The sequence below is a fragment of the Candidatus Melainabacteria bacterium genome, assembly GCA_016193285.1.
Classification (GTDB): domain Bacteria; phylum Cyanobacteriota; class Vampirovibrionia; order 2-02-FULL-35-15; family 2-02-FULL-35-15; genus JACPSL01.
On record JACPSL010000004.1, the window covers coordinates 1 to 18,970 of the forward strand.

General features: G+C 31.2%; 21 protein-coding genes. 14 read left to right on the top strand and 7 right to left on the bottom strand.

Features of this window, described 5'->3' with window-relative positions:
• The first annotated feature begins 429 nt into the window (after nucleotides 1-429).
• Nucleotides 430-1,065 (top strand): NADH-quinone oxidoreductase subunit B, encoded by a 636-nt coding sequence (locus tag HYY52_00590; GenBank protein ID MBI2995195.1) that lies wholly within the window; start codon nucleotides 430-432, stop codon nucleotides 1,063-1,065.
• 2 nt (nucleotides 1,066-1,067) lie between these two features.
• Entirely contained in the window at nucleotides 1,068-1,583 is a 516-nt protein-coding gene (locus HYY52_00595) for an NADH-quinone oxidoreductase subunit C (protein ID MBI2995196.1), read from the top strand.
• Here HYY52_00595 and HYY52_00600 read toward each other — a convergent pair.
• Nucleotides 1,564-2,550 carry a hypothetical protein gene (locus HYY52_00600; GenBank protein ID MBI2995197.1) on the bottom strand — a complete coding sequence of 329 codons (987 nt, stop codon included), beginning with the start codon at nucleotides 2,548-2,550 and terminating at the stop codon, nucleotides 1,564-1,566. The two genes, HYY52_00595 and HYY52_00600, sit on opposite strands and share 20 nt — an antisense overlap.
• A 142-nt stretch (nucleotides 2,551-2,692) precedes the next feature.
• Between HYY52_00600 and HYY52_00605 the strand changes: the two genes are divergently transcribed.
• Nucleotides 2,693-3,913 (top strand): NADH-quinone oxidoreductase subunit D, encoded by a 1,221-nt coding sequence (locus HYY52_00605; protein ID MBI2995198.1) that lies wholly within the window; start codon nucleotides 2,693-2,695, stop codon nucleotides 3,911-3,913.
• 6 nt (nucleotides 3,914-3,919) lie between these two features.
• Here the strand turns inward: HYY52_00605 and HYY52_00610 are convergent, their stop codons facing one another.
• The 4 genes from HYY52_00610 to HYY52_00625 all read right to left on the bottom strand — a co-directional run bounded on the left by HYY52_00610 (nucleotide 3,920) and on the right by HYY52_00625 (nucleotide 7,273).
• Entirely contained in the window at nucleotides 3,920-4,720 is an 801-nt protein-coding gene (locus HYY52_00610; protein MBI2995199.1) for a nucleotidyl transferase AbiEii/AbiGii toxin family protein, read from the bottom strand.
• The gene (locus tag HYY52_00615; protein ID MBI2995200.1) at nucleotides 4,717-5,346 is read right to left on the bottom strand and encodes a hypothetical protein; all 630 of its coding nucleotides are present in this window, start codon (nucleotides 5,344-5,346) and stop codon (nucleotides 4,717-4,719) included. The genes HYY52_00610 and HYY52_00615 overlap by 4 nt, the downstream gene beginning before the upstream one ends.
• A 68-nt stretch (nucleotides 5,347-5,414) precedes the next feature.
• Nucleotides 5,415-5,981, bottom strand: coding sequence for a hypothetical protein (locus tag HYY52_00620; GenBank protein MBI2995201.1), 567 nt, complete (start codon nucleotides 5,979-5,981; stop codon nucleotides 5,415-5,417).
• 77 nt (nucleotides 5,982-6,058) lie between these two features.
• Nucleotides 6,059-7,273, bottom strand: coding sequence for a replication-associated recombination protein A (locus HYY52_00625; protein MBI2995202.1), 1,215 nt, complete (start codon nucleotides 7,271-7,273; stop codon nucleotides 6,059-6,061).
• A gap of 2 nt (nucleotides 7,274-7,275) precedes the next feature.
• On the opposite strand from HYY52_00625, the gene lpxB reads away from it, so the two are divergent.
• Nucleotides 7,276-8,421 carry a lipid-A-disaccharide synthase gene (gene lpxB / locus HYY52_00630; protein ID MBI2995203.1) on the top strand — a complete coding sequence of 382 codons (1,146 nt, stop codon included), beginning with the start codon at nucleotides 7,276-7,278 and terminating at the stop codon, nucleotides 8,419-8,421.
• A 6-nt stretch (nucleotides 8,422-8,427) separates the two neighbouring features.
• On the opposite strand, the gene HYY52_00635 is transcribed toward lpxB, so the two are convergent.
• Entirely contained in the window at nucleotides 8,428-9,108 is a 681-nt protein-coding gene (locus HYY52_00635; protein ID MBI2995204.1) for a uracil-DNA glycosylase, read from the bottom strand.
• A gap of 18 nt (nucleotides 9,109-9,126) precedes the next feature.
• Entirely contained in the window at nucleotides 9,127-10,302 is a 1,176-nt protein-coding gene (gene argJ / locus HYY52_00640; GenBank protein MBI2995205.1) for a bifunctional glutamate N-acetyltransferase/amino-acid acetyltransferase ArgJ, read from the bottom strand.
• Between the two features lie 93 nt (nucleotides 10,303-10,395).
• Here argJ and HYY52_00645 point away from each other — a divergent pair, with 93 nt between their 5' ends.
• The 10 genes from HYY52_00645 to mdh all read left to right on the top strand — a co-directional run bounded on the left by HYY52_00645 (nucleotide 10,396) and on the right by mdh (nucleotide 18,791).
• Entirely contained in the window at nucleotides 10,396-11,190 is a 795-nt protein-coding gene (locus HYY52_00645; protein MBI2995206.1) for a hypothetical protein, read from the top strand.
• Nucleotides 11,191-11,235: 45 nt separating this feature from the next.
• A complete protein-coding gene (gene rplM / locus HYY52_00650; protein ID MBI2995207.1) occupies nucleotides 11,236-11,676 on the top strand; it encodes a 50S ribosomal protein L13 in 441 nt (146 codons plus the stop codon).
• An 11-nt stretch (nucleotides 11,677-11,687) separates the two neighbouring features.
• A complete protein-coding gene (gene rpsI, locus HYY52_00655) occupies nucleotides 11,688-12,107 on the top strand; it encodes a 30S ribosomal protein S9 (protein MBI2995208.1) in 420 nt (139 codons plus the stop codon).
• On the top strand, nucleotides 12,061-12,738 hold the full coding sequence (locus HYY52_00660; protein ID MBI2995209.1) for a ribonuclease D: 678 nt from the start codon (nucleotides 12,061-12,063) through the stop codon (nucleotides 12,736-12,738). The genes rpsI and HYY52_00660 overlap by 47 nt, the downstream gene beginning before the upstream one ends.
• Before the next feature lie 69 nt (nucleotides 12,739-12,807).
• Nucleotides 12,808-13,986: an ATP-binding protein gene (locus HYY52_00665; GenBank protein ID MBI2995210.1), complete on the top strand. Its 1,179-nt coding sequence runs from the start codon at nucleotides 12,808-12,810 to the stop codon at nucleotides 13,984-13,986.
• 23 nt (nucleotides 13,987-14,009) lie between these two features.
• Nucleotides 14,010-15,068 (top strand): thiamine phosphate synthase, encoded by a 1,059-nt coding sequence (locus HYY52_00670; GenBank protein ID MBI2995211.1) that lies wholly within the window; start codon nucleotides 14,010-14,012, stop codon nucleotides 15,066-15,068.
• Nucleotides 15,052-16,089 (top strand): bifunctional hydroxymethylpyrimidine kinase/phosphomethylpyrimidine kinase, encoded by a 1,038-nt coding sequence (locus tag HYY52_00675; GenBank protein ID MBI2995212.1) that lies wholly within the window; start codon nucleotides 15,052-15,054, stop codon nucleotides 16,087-16,089. The genes HYY52_00670 and HYY52_00675 overlap by 17 nt, the downstream gene beginning before the upstream one ends.
• The gene (locus tag HYY52_00680) at nucleotides 16,086-16,661 is read left to right on the top strand and encodes an aminodeoxychorismate/anthranilate synthase component II (GenBank protein ID MBI2995213.1); all 576 of its coding nucleotides are present in this window, start codon (nucleotides 16,086-16,088) and stop codon (nucleotides 16,659-16,661) included. The genes HYY52_00675 and HYY52_00680 overlap by 4 nt, the downstream gene beginning before the upstream one ends.
• Nucleotides 16,658-17,776 (top strand): anhydro-N-acetylmuramic acid kinase, encoded by a 1,119-nt coding sequence (locus HYY52_00685; protein MBI2995214.1) that lies wholly within the window; start codon nucleotides 16,658-16,660, stop codon nucleotides 17,774-17,776. Before HYY52_00680 ends, HYY52_00685 begins: the two co-directional genes overlap by 4 nt.
• Before the next feature lie 67 nt (nucleotides 17,777-17,843).
• The gene (gene mdh / locus HYY52_00690) at nucleotides 17,844-18,791 is read left to right on the top strand and encodes a malate dehydrogenase (GenBank protein MBI2995215.1); all 948 of its coding nucleotides are present in this window, start codon (nucleotides 17,844-17,846) and stop codon (nucleotides 18,789-18,791) included.
• Nucleotides 18,792-18,970: the final 179 nt, after the last annotated feature.

The following is an 18,970-nucleotide window of genomic DNA, read 5'->3' on the forward strand; positions in this document are numbered from 1 at the left end:
AATTAAAACTCAAATGGAGTACAGGATGAAATCTGCATCTAAAAGATGGAGATTGTTTAATGCTAAAAAACTTCTTGTTCTTCGTGATACCATTTTTAATGGTCAGTGGGACAAGTTACCCCGAATTGCTTAACACACCCTAATTACTTTAGTACTTGCATATTTTGGTATAATATTTGTTATTCACGGAATGGAAATTTTGGAATATGGAGAACAAGAATGGACCCAATGATATATTTTTTATTTGTTCTTATGACTGCTGTTTTTTCATTGATCTGGTTTGCCTGGGAAAAGATAGGTAATCATAATATAAAAAAGAATTCTTGATCTGTGCATGGCGAAAAGGTGTCTTGGAGTTTGATTAAATAATACACGGGCTCTATATTTAGCATTTGTAGGTATAATCTTCTTGATAGGCAAAATTAAAAAATGCCAGAGCAATTAATAAAACTTCCAAGTAAAGTAGTTCCTGAAGATTTAAAAGGAAATGTAATAGTTACTGCTTTGTCTGGTTTCTTAGATCTTATTTATAACTGGGCAAGATCAAATTCTGTTTGGCCACTTACATTTGGAACATCTTGTTGTGCTATTGAAATGATGTCAGTTGGTATGAGTAAGTTTGATATTTCAAGATTTGGCTCTGAAGTTTTTCGTGCTACACCAAGACAAGCAGACCTGATAATTACAGCAGGAACCATTACTAGAAAAATGGCACCAGCACTGATTAGACTTTATGAACAAATGCCAGAACCCAAATATGTAATTGCAATGGGTGCATGTACTGTTACTGGCGGGATGTTTCATGATTCATACTGTGTAGTCCAAGGGGTAGATAGAATTATTCCAGTTGATGTCTATGTACCTGGATGTCCACCAAGACCAGAAGGTTTGTTACATGGACTTATGATACTTCAAAGAAAAATTAGGAATGAATCACTTGCTTCACGTAGAAGATATGCGAATGATCATCATCCTGTAACTTATGTAAATGAGTTAACAGGATTACCATTTCCATATAGAGAACAAGAAGAAGCAGAGCAAGCAGAGAAAGAAAAAGTTGCATAAGTATGTCAGATGAGTTTGGATTATTTTTAAAAAATAAAGGTATTAACTCTAGCCCACTTGGTAATGATGCAACTGGTGTTGAAATGTTAGAGCTTGAAATAAAAGATCTAACAATTGCTTGTAAGCTTTTAAAAGAAGCACAAGAGACTAGTATGGATTCTCTAGTATTAATAACTACAGTTGAAGTAAAAAGAGGATATCAGTCAGTTTATTCTTTATGTTCTACAAAAACAAAAAAATCAGTTCGCTTGAAAGTTACAGTAGGAAAAGAAAATCCAATGACTTCAACAGTAAGTCACATTTGGTCTGGCGCAAACTGGTATGAGAGAGAAGCATATGACATGATGGGAATTATTTATACAGGACATCCTAACTTAAAAAGAATTTTAAATCCAGAAAACTGGGAAGGCTATCCGCTTAGAAAAGATTACATTCAACCTGTAGACTCATTAAATGGTCCACACCCACTTACAGAAACTGAGTATGCAGAAAGAACTCTTAGCAAGCCTTCTCACTAGGTCGATTATATTGATTTGCTCTCCAAGCATTGATGTAAATAATAGCTTGTTTTTCATTATATTTTCTTTTCATCCAGGCTCTCAAATGCGAGGAATCTTTTATTGAGGGAATAAAATGAATCTCAAATTTTAAATTTTTAAAAACTTCTGCATATTGCAGAGGAAATTTATCCTTATTAAAAAGGGTGCTATACACACTATCTAGTGATTGACTTATTCTGGAATTGTGATCGTTACTTTGGGTATATTGCTCTTGTAACTTATCATCAGCGTAAGCACTCTTTATTGAAATAATTTTTTTAATTTTATATTGAAGTTGAGTCCCGATAATGACAGAAAATAAGTCTCTAATCTGTGAACTAAAAGTACTATGTTTACGGTCCTTAACACTTATTAGAGAATCAGGAGTAACTATATCAACTTCATGACTTATTGATATGCCTTTTACTGGGCAAGTATAGTTAAATTCTACAGATTGTTTAAATCCTTCTAGTCCTTTCTCTTTATCTAAAGAAGTAAAAATAAATTTAGTAGTTGCCCACGTTGCAAATATTTCTTGTCTATATCCTTTTGTATTGTCTTGGTATTGAAAAACTTTATTACTTCCTATCTTTCTTAGGGTTGAACTAGTATCAATACCTAGTAATGCAAGTTCAAAGGCCTGAGTTAAGGTAATTGCTCTTTCTTGTAAAGTTAAATCATTTTTATTACTTATGAAAAGAAATTCCTTCTTAAAATTTTCTCTCTCATCTCTTAAAAGATTAGAAAAAAGTTCATCATCTTGAAGTCTTGCTCTAAGGGTTTCTAAGTGGTTATAGAAGTTGGTTGCTTCCTTAAACAGATCCTCACTTCTCCATGCTTTATCTAACCTTTCAAGCATTTCGTGCTTAGAGATATGAAGCAGAGATATTGGGTTACTAGAAGATCTAGAAGGTATAGTTAATAAATTAATTCCTCTAGTAAGCATGTCTATTGCTAAGCTAAAATACAAACTTTTACTAATTAGATAAAAGCTTATCACAGAAAGAAAATAATCTTCAAAAATATAAAGAGGATAAAATTTGTTAGAATTTGTAATGTATATGTAAGAAAAAAGGCGAAGGTCAAAGATGTCGATAGTAAAAGATACAAATCTAGAAAAGAGTTTTAAGACTGATGAGATGGTTATTAATATGGGGCCTCAGCATCCTTCTTGTCATGGAGTTCTTAGGCTTATACTAACCCTTGATGGTGAAATTGTCAGACATTGTGAGCCAGTAATTGGTTATTTACATAGAGGAATGGAATGGCTTGGACAAAATAGAACTTATGTTCAATATCAAGCCTTGGTAGACAGAGTTGATTATTTAGCAGGGATGTCAGATAGTCATGCATATATTATGGCTGTTGAAAAAATTGCAGGCATTAAAGTACCTTTAAGAGCTGAATACATAAGAGTAATTTGTGCAGAATTAAATAGAATTATTTCTCACGTTCTCTGGCTTGGAGTTTTTTTGCTTGATCTTGGTGCAATGACAGGGTTTCCATTTTATACTTTTCGTGATCGCGAAACAATTCTTTCTTTTTTAGAAGAAGTTTCTGGTCAAAGAATGATGTTTAATTATATTAGAATTGGCGGGGTTTTTAAGGACTTACCAAAAGGCTGGACAAAAAAAGTAAAAAAATGGATTGCTAGTGATTTCATAAAATATATAGATGAATATGAAGCTATAGTTACTAAGAATCCAATTTTCTTAGTACGTACAAATAATGTTGGATACCTAGATCCAAAATTAGCAATTGATAGAGGTGTAACAGGACCATGTCTTAGAGCATCTGGAGTCAATATTGATTTAAGAAAATATATTCCTTACTCTGTTTATGATAAATTTAATTTTAATGTACCAGTTTCAACAACTGGAGATACAAATGCAAGATATGCTTGTAGAGTTCAGGAGCTAAGAGAGTCAGCAAAAATTGTTATTCAAGCAATTGACAATTTACCTGGTGGAGATACAAAAGATCTTGAGGAAAATAAAACCGAATTAACAAGTGGAACAAACCCAGTTTATAAACCAGAAGATTTAATGGTGCTTGTAAAAGGGAAAAATGTTCCGCCATCTTTTAAATGCGGGCCAGGTGAAGCTTATGCAGCAGTTGAATCTCCACGAGGACAATTAGGCGTTCACTTAATTGCTGACGGTACATCAGTACCTTACAGAATAAAATGGCGATCACCTTCTTTTAATAATGTTTCTGTTCTTCCTGATTTAATAAAAGGCTCACCAATTGCAGATGTAATAGCAATCTTTGGTGGTTTAGATGTAATACTTCCTGATGTAGATAGATAAAAATCACTAATAATTCCTAAGCAAGGTTTTAATAGCTCCAGGTTTTAATAGTGATAGCTCTTCCTGATTAAGAATAAACCTTTCTATATCTTTTCTAATAGTTTTAAAATCTACAGTGTCAAGATGCTCTTCAAGGTTTTCTTTAAAATTTATTTCTGTAATTTTTTTAAAACTATTTTTTACTTGTTTAAAGGCATTGTTTAATAATTTAAAATCTGGTTTTATTTTTTTTCCTAAATACCATGCTAAGTCATAGTAATCTCTGCCTTTTACATATTTTCTTAAAAAGATTGCTTGTAGTTTTGTTGCAAATAATGATGAGAGGGTATAAACAGATACTGAATATGAAACAGGTGATGTAATTAAAAGTATTTCTTTTTCACCTCCTTTAGGAGGATTTTGATCAACTTCAAACTTTACTGTTAGTTTTTGATCTTTAATTTGTGAAAGATTCAATTCTTGCAATAAATTAGGGAACCTGAAATCTGCTTTTAAAACTGTTTTTTCTTGCTTAGGATAAATTTCAAGATTTAATCCTTGAAGTTTTAAATCATTTTGAACTTTAGAAAGTATGGGCTGTAGTTTAATTTTTTCTTTTGATTCAAGAGAAAAATCTAAATCTTCAGAAAATCGGCCAGTATTATAAAGAATTCTTAAAGCGGTTCCACCAGTAAAAATAAGATTTTTAAAAGCATTGTTTCTGTATAAACTTTGAAGAATTAAGTGTTGTAAAAACTCTGTTAGTATTAACTTCTTAAGCCTTGGCTGAGATTCTTTATCTAGTTCTTGTTGAATTAGTTCTTTCATTTTATAAGCTCCTCTATAAACAAGTTACAAATAAGAGCAAGCTTTTTTGAATTAAACATTTTTGCATAAAATCTAATCTTCCTTTTATTAAGCTTTTCACAATTTTGAAATCTGTATGATTCTACAAAAATATCTTTGTTATCTTTAGAAAATCTGGACAAGTTTAAATAAAGAAAATCTACAACTGCTTTCTCTGGCAAAGCAATAAGAGATTTTAACTTATTTAATTCTTCTATCAAATTAAAACCAGTGTATGTATTTGGCTTTAAATGTTGATAAGTAAATATCCCAAACTCATTTTTAAACTTACAAGTTTTTCTTGTAGTAACTGATGTTACCTCGTGAACATATTCTGGAATTAAATTATAGTATGCTAATGCTGATTCCAGACTTACATAAGATGGGATAAAAATCTGATTAGCTAAATAAAATAACGAAGGTTCTATCTCTCTTTCTTTTTTCCCTAATACATACAATCCTTTTCTTAGTTGTGTAATAAGACCATCTTTTTTCCACTTAGTGAGTTGTACCTTTAAAGTAAATGGATTCTCTGTAAGAGTATTAATCAAACTTGTTGAAAATAAAGGTAATTTTTTTATTTTTTGTTTAAAGCTTAAAAATCTCATTTCAGTTAATTATATTATAGTATAACTTACTGAAATATGGAGTAACTTCTAAAACTAGCTGTATATCGCTAAAAATCTTCCTCACTAAAAGTAACCACTGACAAAGTATCAGTTTCTCTTAGTTTCAATCCATATGGCTCAATTGTCTCTTTAGCATTTAGAGAGTTTTGCTTTAAGAGAGTTTCCCAAAGAAGAGCAAAATGCTCATTCCTATAGGTAGCTTCACCACCAGGTTTAATGCGTATAAGTTTTATAGAATCATTAAAATTAGGATCCAAGATGAAAAAATAATAATCAAACTTGTTTTCTTTTGGATCTTGTAAGATTGAAGTTATTTCTAGTGTTAAAAATCCAGGAACTGGAACTTTATTTCTCCCATTTTGTGGAGTGTCTTTTGTATACCATTTTGCAACTTCATATCTTACTGGTATGTGTTTTGTTGGGTGAGTTAATTCTTTTCCAACAACACTTTGAAGTATTGTCATAACTGCATGCAGAGCAGTCTCATTTGGTGCTGATATTTTATCTTGAATGTTTGCTATTTGTGCTTGAGTTGAAATAGCATTTTTTTCTTGAGGAGTACGAGCTGTTCCTAATGAAAACGGAAGTAACCCACTAAGTCCCATGAATCCCATAATTATTTCCTTTATTTTTTAATTGGTTTGATTATATCATGCCGTATTAAAAAAAATTGTATGAAATGTATGAAACATTAAGGAACGAAATATTTTTTGCCTTTTAATTCTTTTGGTAAATACTCCTGTTCAACTTTTGCATCTTTGTATGAATGAGGATATTTATAACCTTTACCACCAAGATTTCTTATATGCATTGGTGTAACATAAGGCGGAAGTTCTGTTGCATCCTTTATGGCTTTATCTATTGAAGTAATTGTTGTATTTGATTTAGGTGCACATGCTAAGTAAATTACAGCCTGAGCAAGTGGGATTCTTGCTTCTGGCATTCCAAGAAACTGTGCTGCTTGGTATGCACTTGTTGCAATTCCTAAAGCATTGTTGTCAGCAAGTCCAATATCTTCACTTGCAGTAACTAATATTCTTCTTGCAACATGTACTGGATCAGCACCACCAGCAAGTAACCTTGCTAGCCAGTAAAGTGCAGCATCTGCGTCTGAGCCACGAATTGATTTTTGTAATGCACTGATACAGTTATAATAATTTTCTTCGTCAGCGCCAATTTGAAGCTGGGAGTTTTCTAAAATAGTTTTAACTATTTTTTCATCAATTAAAAAATCAGTAACTAATTTTGCTGCTTCTTCTAAATTAAAAAGAAGTCTCCTAGCGTCTCCACTTGAACTGTTCACTAATAATTTTCTTGCTTCTTCAGTAAGACTGTATTTAGGATAACCTTTTTCATGAGTTATAGCTCTTGTAATTAATTTATCTAAGTCAATTAAAGAATGAGGTTTTAATTCAAAAACTTTTACTCTTGAATGTAAGGCTCTAGTTATTGATATAAGCGGATTTTCAGTAGTGGTACCAATTAAGGTTAAAGTTCCATTTTCAAGTGGTTCAAGTAAAACATCCTGCTGGTTTTTTGCAAGTCTGTGTATTTCATCAATAAACAAAATAACTCTACTTGGAGTTAGTTTTGATTTGCTAATAACATCTCTTAATTCACTGACTGAAGTGCTAGCACCAGATAAGTATATAAACTCTTTCTTTGTATGGGATTTTGCTAAATGTGCAAGAGATGTTTTTCCAGAACCAGGTGGCCCCCAAAGGATAATTGAATAAGGTACATTCTTTTTAAAGTAGTTAGATAATGCTTCTCTTAAATGTTCTTGCCCAATAAGATCTTCTGTTTTTTTTGGCCTAATTCTATAAGCAAGAGGCTCTTCACCTTTAAATAATGATATTTGTAAGTTCTCTGTTATTTTACTTGTATGTGTTTTAGAATTAGACATGTATGAAGAAACTCTTTTTTGTTACAGGTGAAACTTCTGGAGATATGCATGCTGCAAGTCTTTTAGAAGAACTTTATAAGATAATACCACCTGAGCAATTAATTGTTAAAGCTATTGGCGGGAGTTGCTTGGAAAAAACAGATGCAAGATTATTCTTTGATTGTAAACATTTAGGTTCAATAGGATTAATAGAAGTTATTAATAAGCTTTCTTTGTATCTTAATCTTGAAAAAGAATTACTTTTTGAACTAAGTACTTTTATGCCTGATGTTTTGATCCTTGTAGATTTCCCAGGATTTAATTTAAGAATTGCGAAAAAAGTTAAAAGCAAATTCCCAGAGATAAAAATTGTTTATTATTTACCGCCACAAGTTTGGGCATGGAATCAAGGCAGAACAAAATTACTTGCTAAGTACTGTGATTTAGTTTTGTGTGGTTTGCCATTTGAAGAAGAATTCCACAAGATTCGTGGGGTTAATGCTTACTATATTGGAAATCCAATTGTAAATGAAATAGAAAAATATGACCCAGAAAAAATAAGAAATGAATTTGGAATTACAAAAGAAGATATTTTAATTGGACTATTTCCAGGAAGTAGACAATCTGAAATCCACTATATGCTTCCTGTCTTGCTTAAAGCTAGTCAAATGCTTCAAAAAGATTTTCCAAAAGTAAAATTTAAAGTTGCAAAGTCACAGAATGTAATTTTAGATGATTCAGATAATTTAAAGATCTTACCTCCTGAAAATAATCACAAACTTTTATGTGTAAGTGATATTGTATGGCTTACATCAGGAACAGTTACTTTGGAAGCTGCTTTATATGAAACACCATTGATATTAGGTTATAAGGGAAATCCAATAAATTATCTTTTATATCTTTTGCTAAAGAGAATCAATATGATTGGCCTACCAAATATAATTTGTAATGAAAAAATAGTACCTGAACTTATTCAATATAATGCAACTCCACAAAATTACTACGAGATTACAAAAAAATGGCTACAGAATCCAGATGAGTTAAAAACAATAAAAGACAATTTAAAAAAAGTAAAAGAAAAACTTAGTGACAGAAATGCAAGTAAGGAAGCAGCTTTGAAAATAAAAAGCGAATTTATACCTGATTATAAGGTAGTATCTTTTAAGTAAAGAAAACTATAAAGCTTCAAAAGCTTTTTTAATTTCTTGTATATCTTTCCACATAAGTGATTTAGGTGAATCAGGTTTTGTATTCCATTCATGACGAAGTAAATAAGATGGATGAAATATTGGTATTAGTTTCCTGCCTTTAAGAAGTGTTCCTTGACCTTCTATCCATTCACCTCTTATTTTTGTAATTTTTGGATCTTTTATTTTTAAGATTCCTTTTACTGCAACTGCTCCAGCCAGAATAATGATTTTTGGATCTGTATATTTTATTTGTGCTTCTAAATATTCCCAGCATGCATCAGCTTCTTCATCAAGTGGGGCACGATTATTTGGCGGACGGCATTTTACAATATTGCAAATATACAAATGTTCTTGCCTGTTTAAATCAACCGAAGCAAAAATTTTATCTAAAAGCTGTCCAGCTCTTCCTACAAATGGTAATCCTTGTAAATCTTCGTTTTCTCCAGGCCCTTCCCCTACTATCATTATTTTTGCTTTTTCATTTCCATCGCTAAAAACAACTCTTGTTCTACCTTTACAAAGAGCACACTTGGTACATTTCATTGCTTCGACTTTAGCTTCTTCTAGGGAATTATATTTTGTTTCAACTGCTGAGTGCTGAGTGCTGAGTGCTGAGTGCTCTGAACTCTCTTCCTTTATGCTAAACAAATTCAACTGCATTTCCATGATTTATATTCTACCTCCCTACGTAAAATATGCCGAATTAAAGTTCACATATTCTTTAGTTAAATCACATCCAAGTGCTGATCCTGATTTTTTGCCAAGATTTAAATTAACAACTACTCTTACTTCTTTTTTTCTTGTAATTTGTTTATTTAATTTTTCTTTACTAAAAATAACTGGATTACCTTTTTTAAAAACCTGTGTTTTATTTAAAAATATATCAATTTTATTATGATCTACTTTTACATTTGTACATCCTATTCTAGCTGCTGCTCTACCCCAATTTGGATCAGAGCCATAAATTGCACATTTAAAAAGATTTGAACTTGTAATTGATCTTGCTATTTCTTTTGCATCTTGACTTGTTCTTGCACCATTTACTTCTACTTGTATTAGTTTTTTAGCACCTTCTCCGCCTATTACTATCTTTCTTGCAAGCTTTAGACAAACCTCATTTAGAGCTTTTTTAAAATTTATAAATAAAGGATCATTTTTGCTTTTTATTTCTTTTTCACTTTGATTGTTTGAAAGTAAAATCACCATATCGTTTGTACTCATATCTGCATCAACAGAAATAGTATTAAAGCTGCCATCACATGCAGATTTTAAAGATTCTTGTAATAAGTTTTGAGGTGCTTTTATATCAGTCATTAAAAAACAAAGCATTGTAGCCATATTTGGATGAATCATGCCTGCACCTTTTGTAAAACTAACAAGCTTAAAATCTTTAGTTTTTTTAATTACAATTTTTTCAAATCTGTCTGTAGTTAGAATTGCTCTAGCAGCAGCTTTTAAGTTTTTAATACTTAATTTAGGGATTGTATTCTCTAGTCCGGTTTTCATTTTTTCCGTATCTAAATGAACTCCGATTACACCAGTATTAGCTACCAGAACCTCATCTTGTTTTATTTTTAATAGCCTTGCTGTAATTTGTTTTGTTTTTTTTACAGCTTGAATTCCTTTTTTCCCGGTACATGCATTTGCATTTCCTGAATTAATAACAATTGCTTTAATTTTTTTTCTTTTTTTTAAGAGATTTTTATTTTCATCTACACATGCTGCCCTAATTTGATTTGTAGTAAAAACACCTGCAAATGTACATGATAAAGGAGAGTAAATAATTGCTAAATCTGGTTTTTTTGTTTTTTTAAAACCACAAGTACCTGCTGCAAATTGAAAATTAGCACTTGAAAACATGAAATAATGCTAGCATCTTATGGAGCTATGCAAAAAAAGATTTAGTTTAGCCTGGCACACAAATAGCTTAAAAATCGTCTATTATTTACGTCTATGGCATTTGATATAAAAAAACTTTCACCAAGAGAAAAGAATTTAGTTGGGATGCTAGTTGTAGTTTTTTCAACCGTACCATTTTTTCAGTTTACCATGCCAGTATGGAATCAATATATTGCATCAATTAATAAAATTCAAGACAACAAGACTAGATTAAACCAACTAGAAAATGAAATTACAAAGCTAGAAAAATTAAAAAAGGAAAATATAGATCTTTCAAAAAAATTAGACAATCAGAAAAGTTATCTTGCAAAGTCTTATGAAATTGATTTTTTAGTTCAAGACTTAAAAAAAATATGTGATGAAAATTCAATTAGCTTGGACAGCTTTACCCCAACAAGCCAGGAACCAGTTAATATAGTTCTTGAAAAACAAGCTGAAAGTAATGCTCAAGGAAGACCTGTTAGTAAACAAAAATTAAAACAAGCGCTGGAAAAACTTAAAGGCCAGGATTTGCCAGTTGATCTTTATCGTTTCCCAATAGAAGTAAAAATAGCAGGTGGCTTTACAGATACAGTTGAACTTTTTAAAAAATTAGAAAAATACGGAAGAGTAGTTTCAGTTGACAATATATCTATTGGAAAAGTACAAGCTAAAAAGAGTTTTGGTGACAGACTTTCGAGAACAAAACCAAAAGAAGATAGTGGTGACGACACTGATAGTTTACTAAGTACTTTTGATTTAATAGCTTATAGCTTGCCGCCAAGTGAGGATGCAACATTATCATTAGAACAATTGAAAAAAAGTGGTAAAGAGACAGGTACAAAGTTTCAAATTAAGAGAAAAAGATAGTGGTAGATACATAAAGCCTAGTGTATAATAAGTTACTTGTCAAAAATGAAATCTTACTTAGCAAAAAAAAATGAAGTTGAAAGAAAGTGGTGGTTTGTAGATGCTTCTGGGCAGACTCTTGGAAGATTAGCTACCCAAATTTCAGGAATACTTAGAGGAAAAACAAAACCAGAATTCACACCAAATGTTGACGTTGGAGATTTTGTAATTGTAACTAATGCTGAAAAAATAAAACTTAGTGGCAAAAAAGAGCTTAAAAAAGTCTATAGAAAACACAGTGGTATTCCAGGTGGTTTTAAAACAGAGACAGTAATGCAAATTAGACAAAGACATCCAGAAAGAATCATTGAAAGTGCAGTAAGAGGTATGTTACCGCACACAACATTAGGAGAAAAGCAGTTTACAAAATTAAAAGTTTACAGAGGAGAGTCTCATCCACACAAAGCTCAAAAACCACAAGTATTAAATATAAAAATTAGAGGATAGGAAGTAAAATAATGCCACGAACAGTTACAAAACATGATAAAAACGTCCAGTACATTGGAACTGGCAGGAGGAAAACTTCTATTGCAAGAATATTTTTAAGACCTGGAAAAGGTAAGATTTTAATTAATGGCAAAGAGCCAGTTGCATATTTAGGGAATGTTATTAATTATATTAATTTAGTAAAAAAACCACTACAGGTAGTTCAATTAGAAGGTAAGTATGATGTAATTGCAAAAGTTCATGGTGGCGGTATTGCTGGACAAGCTGATGCAATAAGATTAGGAATTGCAAGAGCTTTAGTAAATGCTAATGCTGCAAATAAAACTGTCCTTAAACCAGAAGGATTACTTACCAGGGATTCACGTGATAAGGAACGTAAGAAATATGGCCGAAAGAGAGCAAGAAAACGTTTCCAATACTCGAAGAGATAATTTGAAAATTAATTTAGAAAATGTTCAGCTTGTAAAAAATGATCTCTCAGATGAGCTTTTAGAATATTATTTAAAATGTGATTTATTAGCAGTTGATTGTGAAATGATGGGTTTAAATCCTTTCAGAGACAGGCTTTGTTTAATTCAGATTTGTGATGCAACTGAGAAAGCAACACTTGTAAAACTACAAGACTGTAGTAAAGCTCCTAGTTTAAAAAAATTATTTGAAAATCCTAACGTAAGAAAAATTTTTCATTTTGCAAGAACAGATTTAGCTTTTCTTTATTACCATCTACAAATTGATTTAGTAAATGTATTCTGTACAAAGTCTGCAAGTAAGCTTGTAAGAACTTATACAGATAAACAAGGTTTAAAAGATCTGTTGAAAGAACTTCTGAAGATTGACATTGATAAAAATACTCAGCAAACCGACTGGGGAGCTCCTGAGTTAACAAAAGACCAAATTAAATATGCAGCATGTGATGTTTTATTTTTAATCCCTGCTTATAACAAATTGATTGATTTATTACAGAGAGAAGGTAGGCTTGAACTTATGGAAGAAGTAAACAAATTTTTGCCTACATTAGCTAAGCTGGATTTATTAGGATATGTAGATTTTTTTGTACATTAAGCCATGCCTCGAAATGATATTTATAGATAGATAGACACCACTCCGAAAATGGCGTACAATTTCGGAATGATGTCTACAAATAACCTTCCAATTCCTAGATTCTTAAGACTTCCAAAAGATCATAGCTTTTTTCTTTTTGGGCCAAGAGGAACTGGAAAAAGTACTCTTGTTTTTAATTCCTATAATGAAAAGAATTCTTTGTTTATTAATTTACTTGATACAGAAGTCGAAGAGAGATTTACAAGAAGATCAAAAGAATTACTAGAACTTATAGAGGCATTACCAGAAAAAATCAGATATATTGTTATTGACGAAGTTCAAAAAGTACCTAAACTTCTTGATATAGTTCACTATCTCATTGAAAAAAACAAGAAGATTTTTATTATGACCGGCTCTAGTGCCCGTAAGCTAAAATTAGGACATTCAAACCTTCTGGCGGGCAGAGCTTTTGTATATAATTTACACCCATTTAGTTACCTGGAATTAGGAAGCAGATTTGATTTAAAGGAAACCCTCCAATGGGGATTATTACCTAAAATATTTTCTTTAAAAACTGAAAAAGCAAAAATGCAATTTTTACAGGCTTATGCTCATACCTATTTAAAAGAAGAAATATGGGCTGAACAGTTTGTAAAAGAATTAGATCCATTTAGATACTTTTTAGAAGTTGCAGCTCAAATGAACGGCAAAATTATAAATTATTCAAACCTATCTCGAGATATTGGTGTAGATGATAAAACAATTAAAAAATATTTTTCCATCCTTGAAGATACACTAATTGGATTCTTTTTGGATGGATTTAAACATTCTTTTAGAAAGAGGCTGAATACCAAATCCAAATTTTATTTTTTTGATATTGGTGTAAAAAGAGCTTTAAGCAGAACTTTAACTTTGCCGCTGAATGAAAGTACATCTGCTTATGGAGAAGTTTTTGAACACATGGTAATTTTAGAATGTTTTAAACTAGCAAGTTATTACAAAAGTGAATATCGCTTTAGTTATTTACGAACTAAAGATGATGCAGAAATTGATCTTGTGGTAGAAAGACCAGGCAAACCTGTTTTGTTTATTGAAATCAAAAGTTCAAAACAAGTTACTGAAGAATCCCTTCGCATTCTGAAAAGTTTAAGTAAGGATTTTGGTAACTGTGAAAGTGTATGTTTCTCGAATGATCCGTATGAAAAATTAATTAACGGAACAAAGGTAATACCTTGGAATAAAGGTATTAAAAGATTTTTTGGACGTTAAAAATATGCTAAATTTGTATTACCATGCCTCGAAATGATATTTATCGAATAATAGACGCAAACATCAATCGTGCTTCTGAAGCTTTAAGAGTGCTTGAAGACTGGGCTAGATATTCCAAAGATGACAAAGCAATTTCAGAAAAGTTAAAAAATATCAGGCATGAAATAAATAATTTATTTTCAACATTTCCCAATTTTATCCTTAGCAGAGAATCTGTTTATGATGTTGGAAGAAATATTGAAAATCCTTCTTATAGAAAAAATGTAAAAGATATTTTACATGCAAATTGTAAGCGAGTGGAAGAAGCATTAAGGGTTTTATCCGAATATGGACAATTGGTAGAGACGCCCCATTGGGACGTCTCTACGATTGAGAAATATCGCTATGAGATTTACACCATTGAAAAATTGTTATTAAAAAATGAAAAATTAATTAAATTACAAAATGCAAAATTATATTTGGTTACTGGTGGAGACGCCCCATCAGGGTGTCTCTACAACATTATAGAAAAATCAATTGAAGGTGGTGTTGACATAATTCAGCTTAGAGAAAAAAATAAAGATGAAAAAAAGATTCTTCAATTAGGAAAAGAAATAAAAAGTTTAGTAAAAAGTACTGATGTTTTGTTTATTGTAAATGATCGTGTTGATATTGCATTAGCACTTGATGCTGATGGAGTACATTTAGGACAGGATGATTTGCCTATAAGTGAAGCAAGGAAAATAACACCAGATGGTTTTATAATTGGATTATCAACTCATTCTAAAGAACAAGCTGTAGAGGCATATTGCAATACACCCGTACGAGCAGACTATCTTGGAGTAGGGCCTGTGTTTTCAACTCCAACTAAACCAGACTACAAGCCTGTTGGATTAGAATATGTAAGATGGGCTAGTGATAATTTAAAAAATATTCCTTGGTTTACAATTGGTGGTATTGATGAAACTAATATTAGTAAAGTTATTGAAAGTGGAGCTAGTAAAGTTGCAGTAGTTAGAGCAATAATGGATTCAAAAGATGTGTTACAAACCACAAGAAGCTTAAAAGAAATGTTACAAAAAGACTATGTACCAGCCAAGTAAAAAAAAATTATTACCTTCAATTAAGAAATTAATTTCAGGAAGAGTTTTAGTTATTGGTGACATTATCTTAGATGAGTTTATTGTTGGCTCTCCTGAAAGAATCTCACGTGAAGCACCTGTAATTATCCTTGAACATATTTCAAGTAAATATGCCTTGGGAGGTGCTTCTAATGCAGCTCATAATATAAGTGCTTTAGGTGCAAAGTGTACATTAATTGGTGTAGTTGGAGATGATTTATACTCAAAAGCTTTAGAAAATGAATGCATTAAAAACAATATTCATCCTGTATTTGAATTTGATAAGGAAAGGCCTACTACAGTAAAAACAAGGCTTTTATCAACTGCTCATAAACATCCTACAAGTTCAATTATTTTTAAACAGCAATTACTAAGATTAGATCGTTTAAGCAGAGAAGAAATAAATTTAAAAATAGAAAACGAACTAATAAAAAAGATTGATAGTCAAATTACAACTACAAATGAAAAATTTAAAGCTATATTAATTTCAGATTATAGGTTAGGAATTTGTTCTAAAAAACTTATTAGCTATATAGTCAAACTTTCTAATGAACATGAAATCCCAGTAATTGCAGATGCTTCAGACAATTTTCAAAGATTTAAAGACTTATTTTTAATTACACCAAACCAACCTGATACTGAACAAGAAGTTGGATTTAAAATAAAAGATCTAGAATCTTTAATCTTAGCTGGTAAAAAACTTTTACAAGTTTCAGGTTCTAAGAATATCTTAATTACAAGAGGTTCAGAAGGTATGGCACTTTTTAATTCTAAAAAACCTGGTTCTCCATTTATGTTACGAGCTTTTAATGCAAGTGAGGTTTTTGATGTAACAGGTGCTGGAGATACTGTAGCTGGTGTTGTTGCTTGTGCAGTGAGTACAAACTGTTCTTTAGACAATGCTTGTGTCATTGGAAATCTAGCAGCAAGTATAGTAGTAAAGAAATATGGTACAGCTGTAACTAATATAAAAGAATTAGAAGAACACTTACAAATCCCATGAGTGTATTAGTAATAGATAATTATGATAGCTTCACATATAATCTTGTGCAATATCTTGGAGAGCTTAAACAGGATGTGTTAGTTTTCCGAAATGACAAAATTACTTTAAATGAAATTAACAATATAAAACCTGCTCATATTGTAATTTCTCCTGGGCCTGGAAGACCAGGTGATGCAGGAATAAGTAAAAATCTAATTAAAGAATTTGCCGGGAAAATTCCTATCTTAGGAGTTTGCTTAGGACATCAATGTATTGGTGAAGCTTATGGTGGAAAAATCATAAATGCACCTGTACTTATGCATGGAAAAACTTCAGAAATATTTCATGAAGGGAATTCAGTTTTTAAAGATATACCAAGTCCTTTTACAGCTACACGTTATCATTCTTTAATAGTAGATTCAGGCAGTATAAAAAATTCTCCGCTGATTGTCACTGCAAAAACAAAAGATAGCTTAGTTATGGCATTAAAACATAAAGAGTATCAAAACCTCATTGGCGTTCAATTTCATCCTGAATCAATTTTAACCCAGCATGGGCACAAACTACTAAGTAATTTTCTTTCAATCAAATGAAAAATAAATACGTAATAGGTTTAAATTCAGGCACATCTTTGGATGGTGTGGACGTTGCTTTGGTTAGGTTTAGAAAAAACAATCTAAAACCAATATTTGTTGATGGAATTGTTTTAAAATATCCAAGATTTATCAATGTAGAAACGTTGCACGCAACGTCTCTACAGGAAATTTCACAATTAAATTTTTTACTAGGTGAAATATTTGCAAATGCTGCTTTAACAATAATTAGAAAAAATAAATTAAAACCTAAAGACATTTTACTTATTGCATCTCATGGGCAAACAATTTGCCATCATCCTAATTTTGAAAAAATAGCTTCTTATAAAATTAGATCTACTTTTCAAATTGGTGAGAGTTTTATTATTGCTCAGAGAACTGGCATTAAAACAATTTCAAACTTCAGGGAAGCAGATATTGCAGCAGGCGGGCAAGGTGCACCACTTATGCCCTATTTGGACTGGGTAATTTTCAACAATAATAAAAATATAAAAGCAGTTTTAAACATAGGAGGTATTTCCAATATAACTGTAGTTGGCAATAGCATTACTCCAATTGCATTTGATATTGGTCCTGGGAATGCACTTATAGATTTAATCTCAAGAAAATATTTTAAAAAAGGTTTTGATAAAGATGGAAATATTGCTACAAGGGGGAAAATATTTTTTAATTTTATTGAAAGAGCCCTTAAAGACTCTTACTTTAAAAAGAAACCTCCAAAAAGCACTGGAAAAGAATATTTTAATGAAGTATTTATAAAAAAATATTTTTCTAAAATTAAAAGGAAAGAAGATAAGATTGCTACAGTTACATACTTTAGTGCTAAGGTTATTGAAAAAGCACTTAAAGATTTTATTTCTCCTAAATACAAAATTAATGAATTGGTAATCTCAGGAGGCGGGGTTAGAAATAAAACATTAATTAAGCATTTTAAAAAGCTATTGCCAGATACAAAATTCTGTACCTCCAATAAATATGGTTTACCTTATAAATATAAAGAAGCAATATTATTTGCTTTGCTTGGTTACACTTGTCATCTTGGTAAAACAAATAATATTCCTTCATGTACTGGTGCTAAGACAAAGACTATTCTTGGTAAAATAGTAAATGTATAATGTGAAAAAGTTTGCGAGATTGCTTCGGGCTAAAGCCCTCGCAATGACGTGAAAGAGGTAAAAAGAAATGTCATTAAAAAATCCAAAAGTTACTGTTGTTGGAGCTGGAAATGTTGGTGCAACTTGTGCACAAAGGTTAATTGAAAAAAATATTTGCGATGTAATACTAGTAGATGTAATAGAAGGTCTTCCTCAAGGAAAAGCACTTGATCTTATGGAAGCAAGACCTGTTGAACTTCACGATAGAAAAATTATTGGCTCAAATGATTATAGCCAGACAAAAGATTCAGATGTTGTAGTTATTACTGCAGGTATAGCTAGAAAGCCAGGAATGTCTCGTGATGATCTTTTAAAAACAAATGCACAAATTGTTGGTTTAGTTACAGCTGAAATTGTAAAGTACTCTTCTAATTCTATTATTATTGTTGTTTCAAATCCACTTGATGTAATGACTCACTTAGCTTATTTAAAGAGTAAGTTTTCTTCAAGTAAAGTCTTTGGAATGGCAGGAGTTTTAGACTCAGCAAGGATGAGGTTTTTTATAGCAGAAGCATTAAATGTTTCTTGTGAAGATGTCCAGGCAATGGTACTTGGAGGACATGGAGATCAAATGGTTCCACTTCCTAGATTTTCAACTGTATCTGGAATTCCAATTACTGAGCTTCTGCCACTACAAAAAATCAATGAAATAAATGAAAGAACAAAAAATGGCGGAATTGAAATAGTAAATTATTTAAAAACAGGAAGTGCTTATTATGCTCCTGCAAGTTCTGCTGCAACAATGGTAGAAGCTATTGTTCAGGACAGAAAAAGAATTTTTCCAGTGGCTGCTTATCTTAATGGGCAGTATGGTTTAAGAGATGTTTTTGTTGGTGTACCAGTAATACTTGGAAAAAATGGGATTGAAAAAATAATTGAACTTAAACTTGCTACTGAAGAATTAGATGCACTTAAGAAAAGTGCTGATGCAGTAAAGAAGAATGTAGGAAAGCTGTTTGAATTATCTTTGGTTTAATTTTTTATTTAGACCCTCAATACTGATATGAATTTTAAATCATCGAATTTACTTATTGAAGAAGGAGAAGGCCTGACAACTGAATTTATTATAAGGTCTTTGAAGGTATAGTGAAATTAATGATTATTTAATTAAAAATTAGCCGCCTAACTTTTAATATACAATATTATATTAAAAGT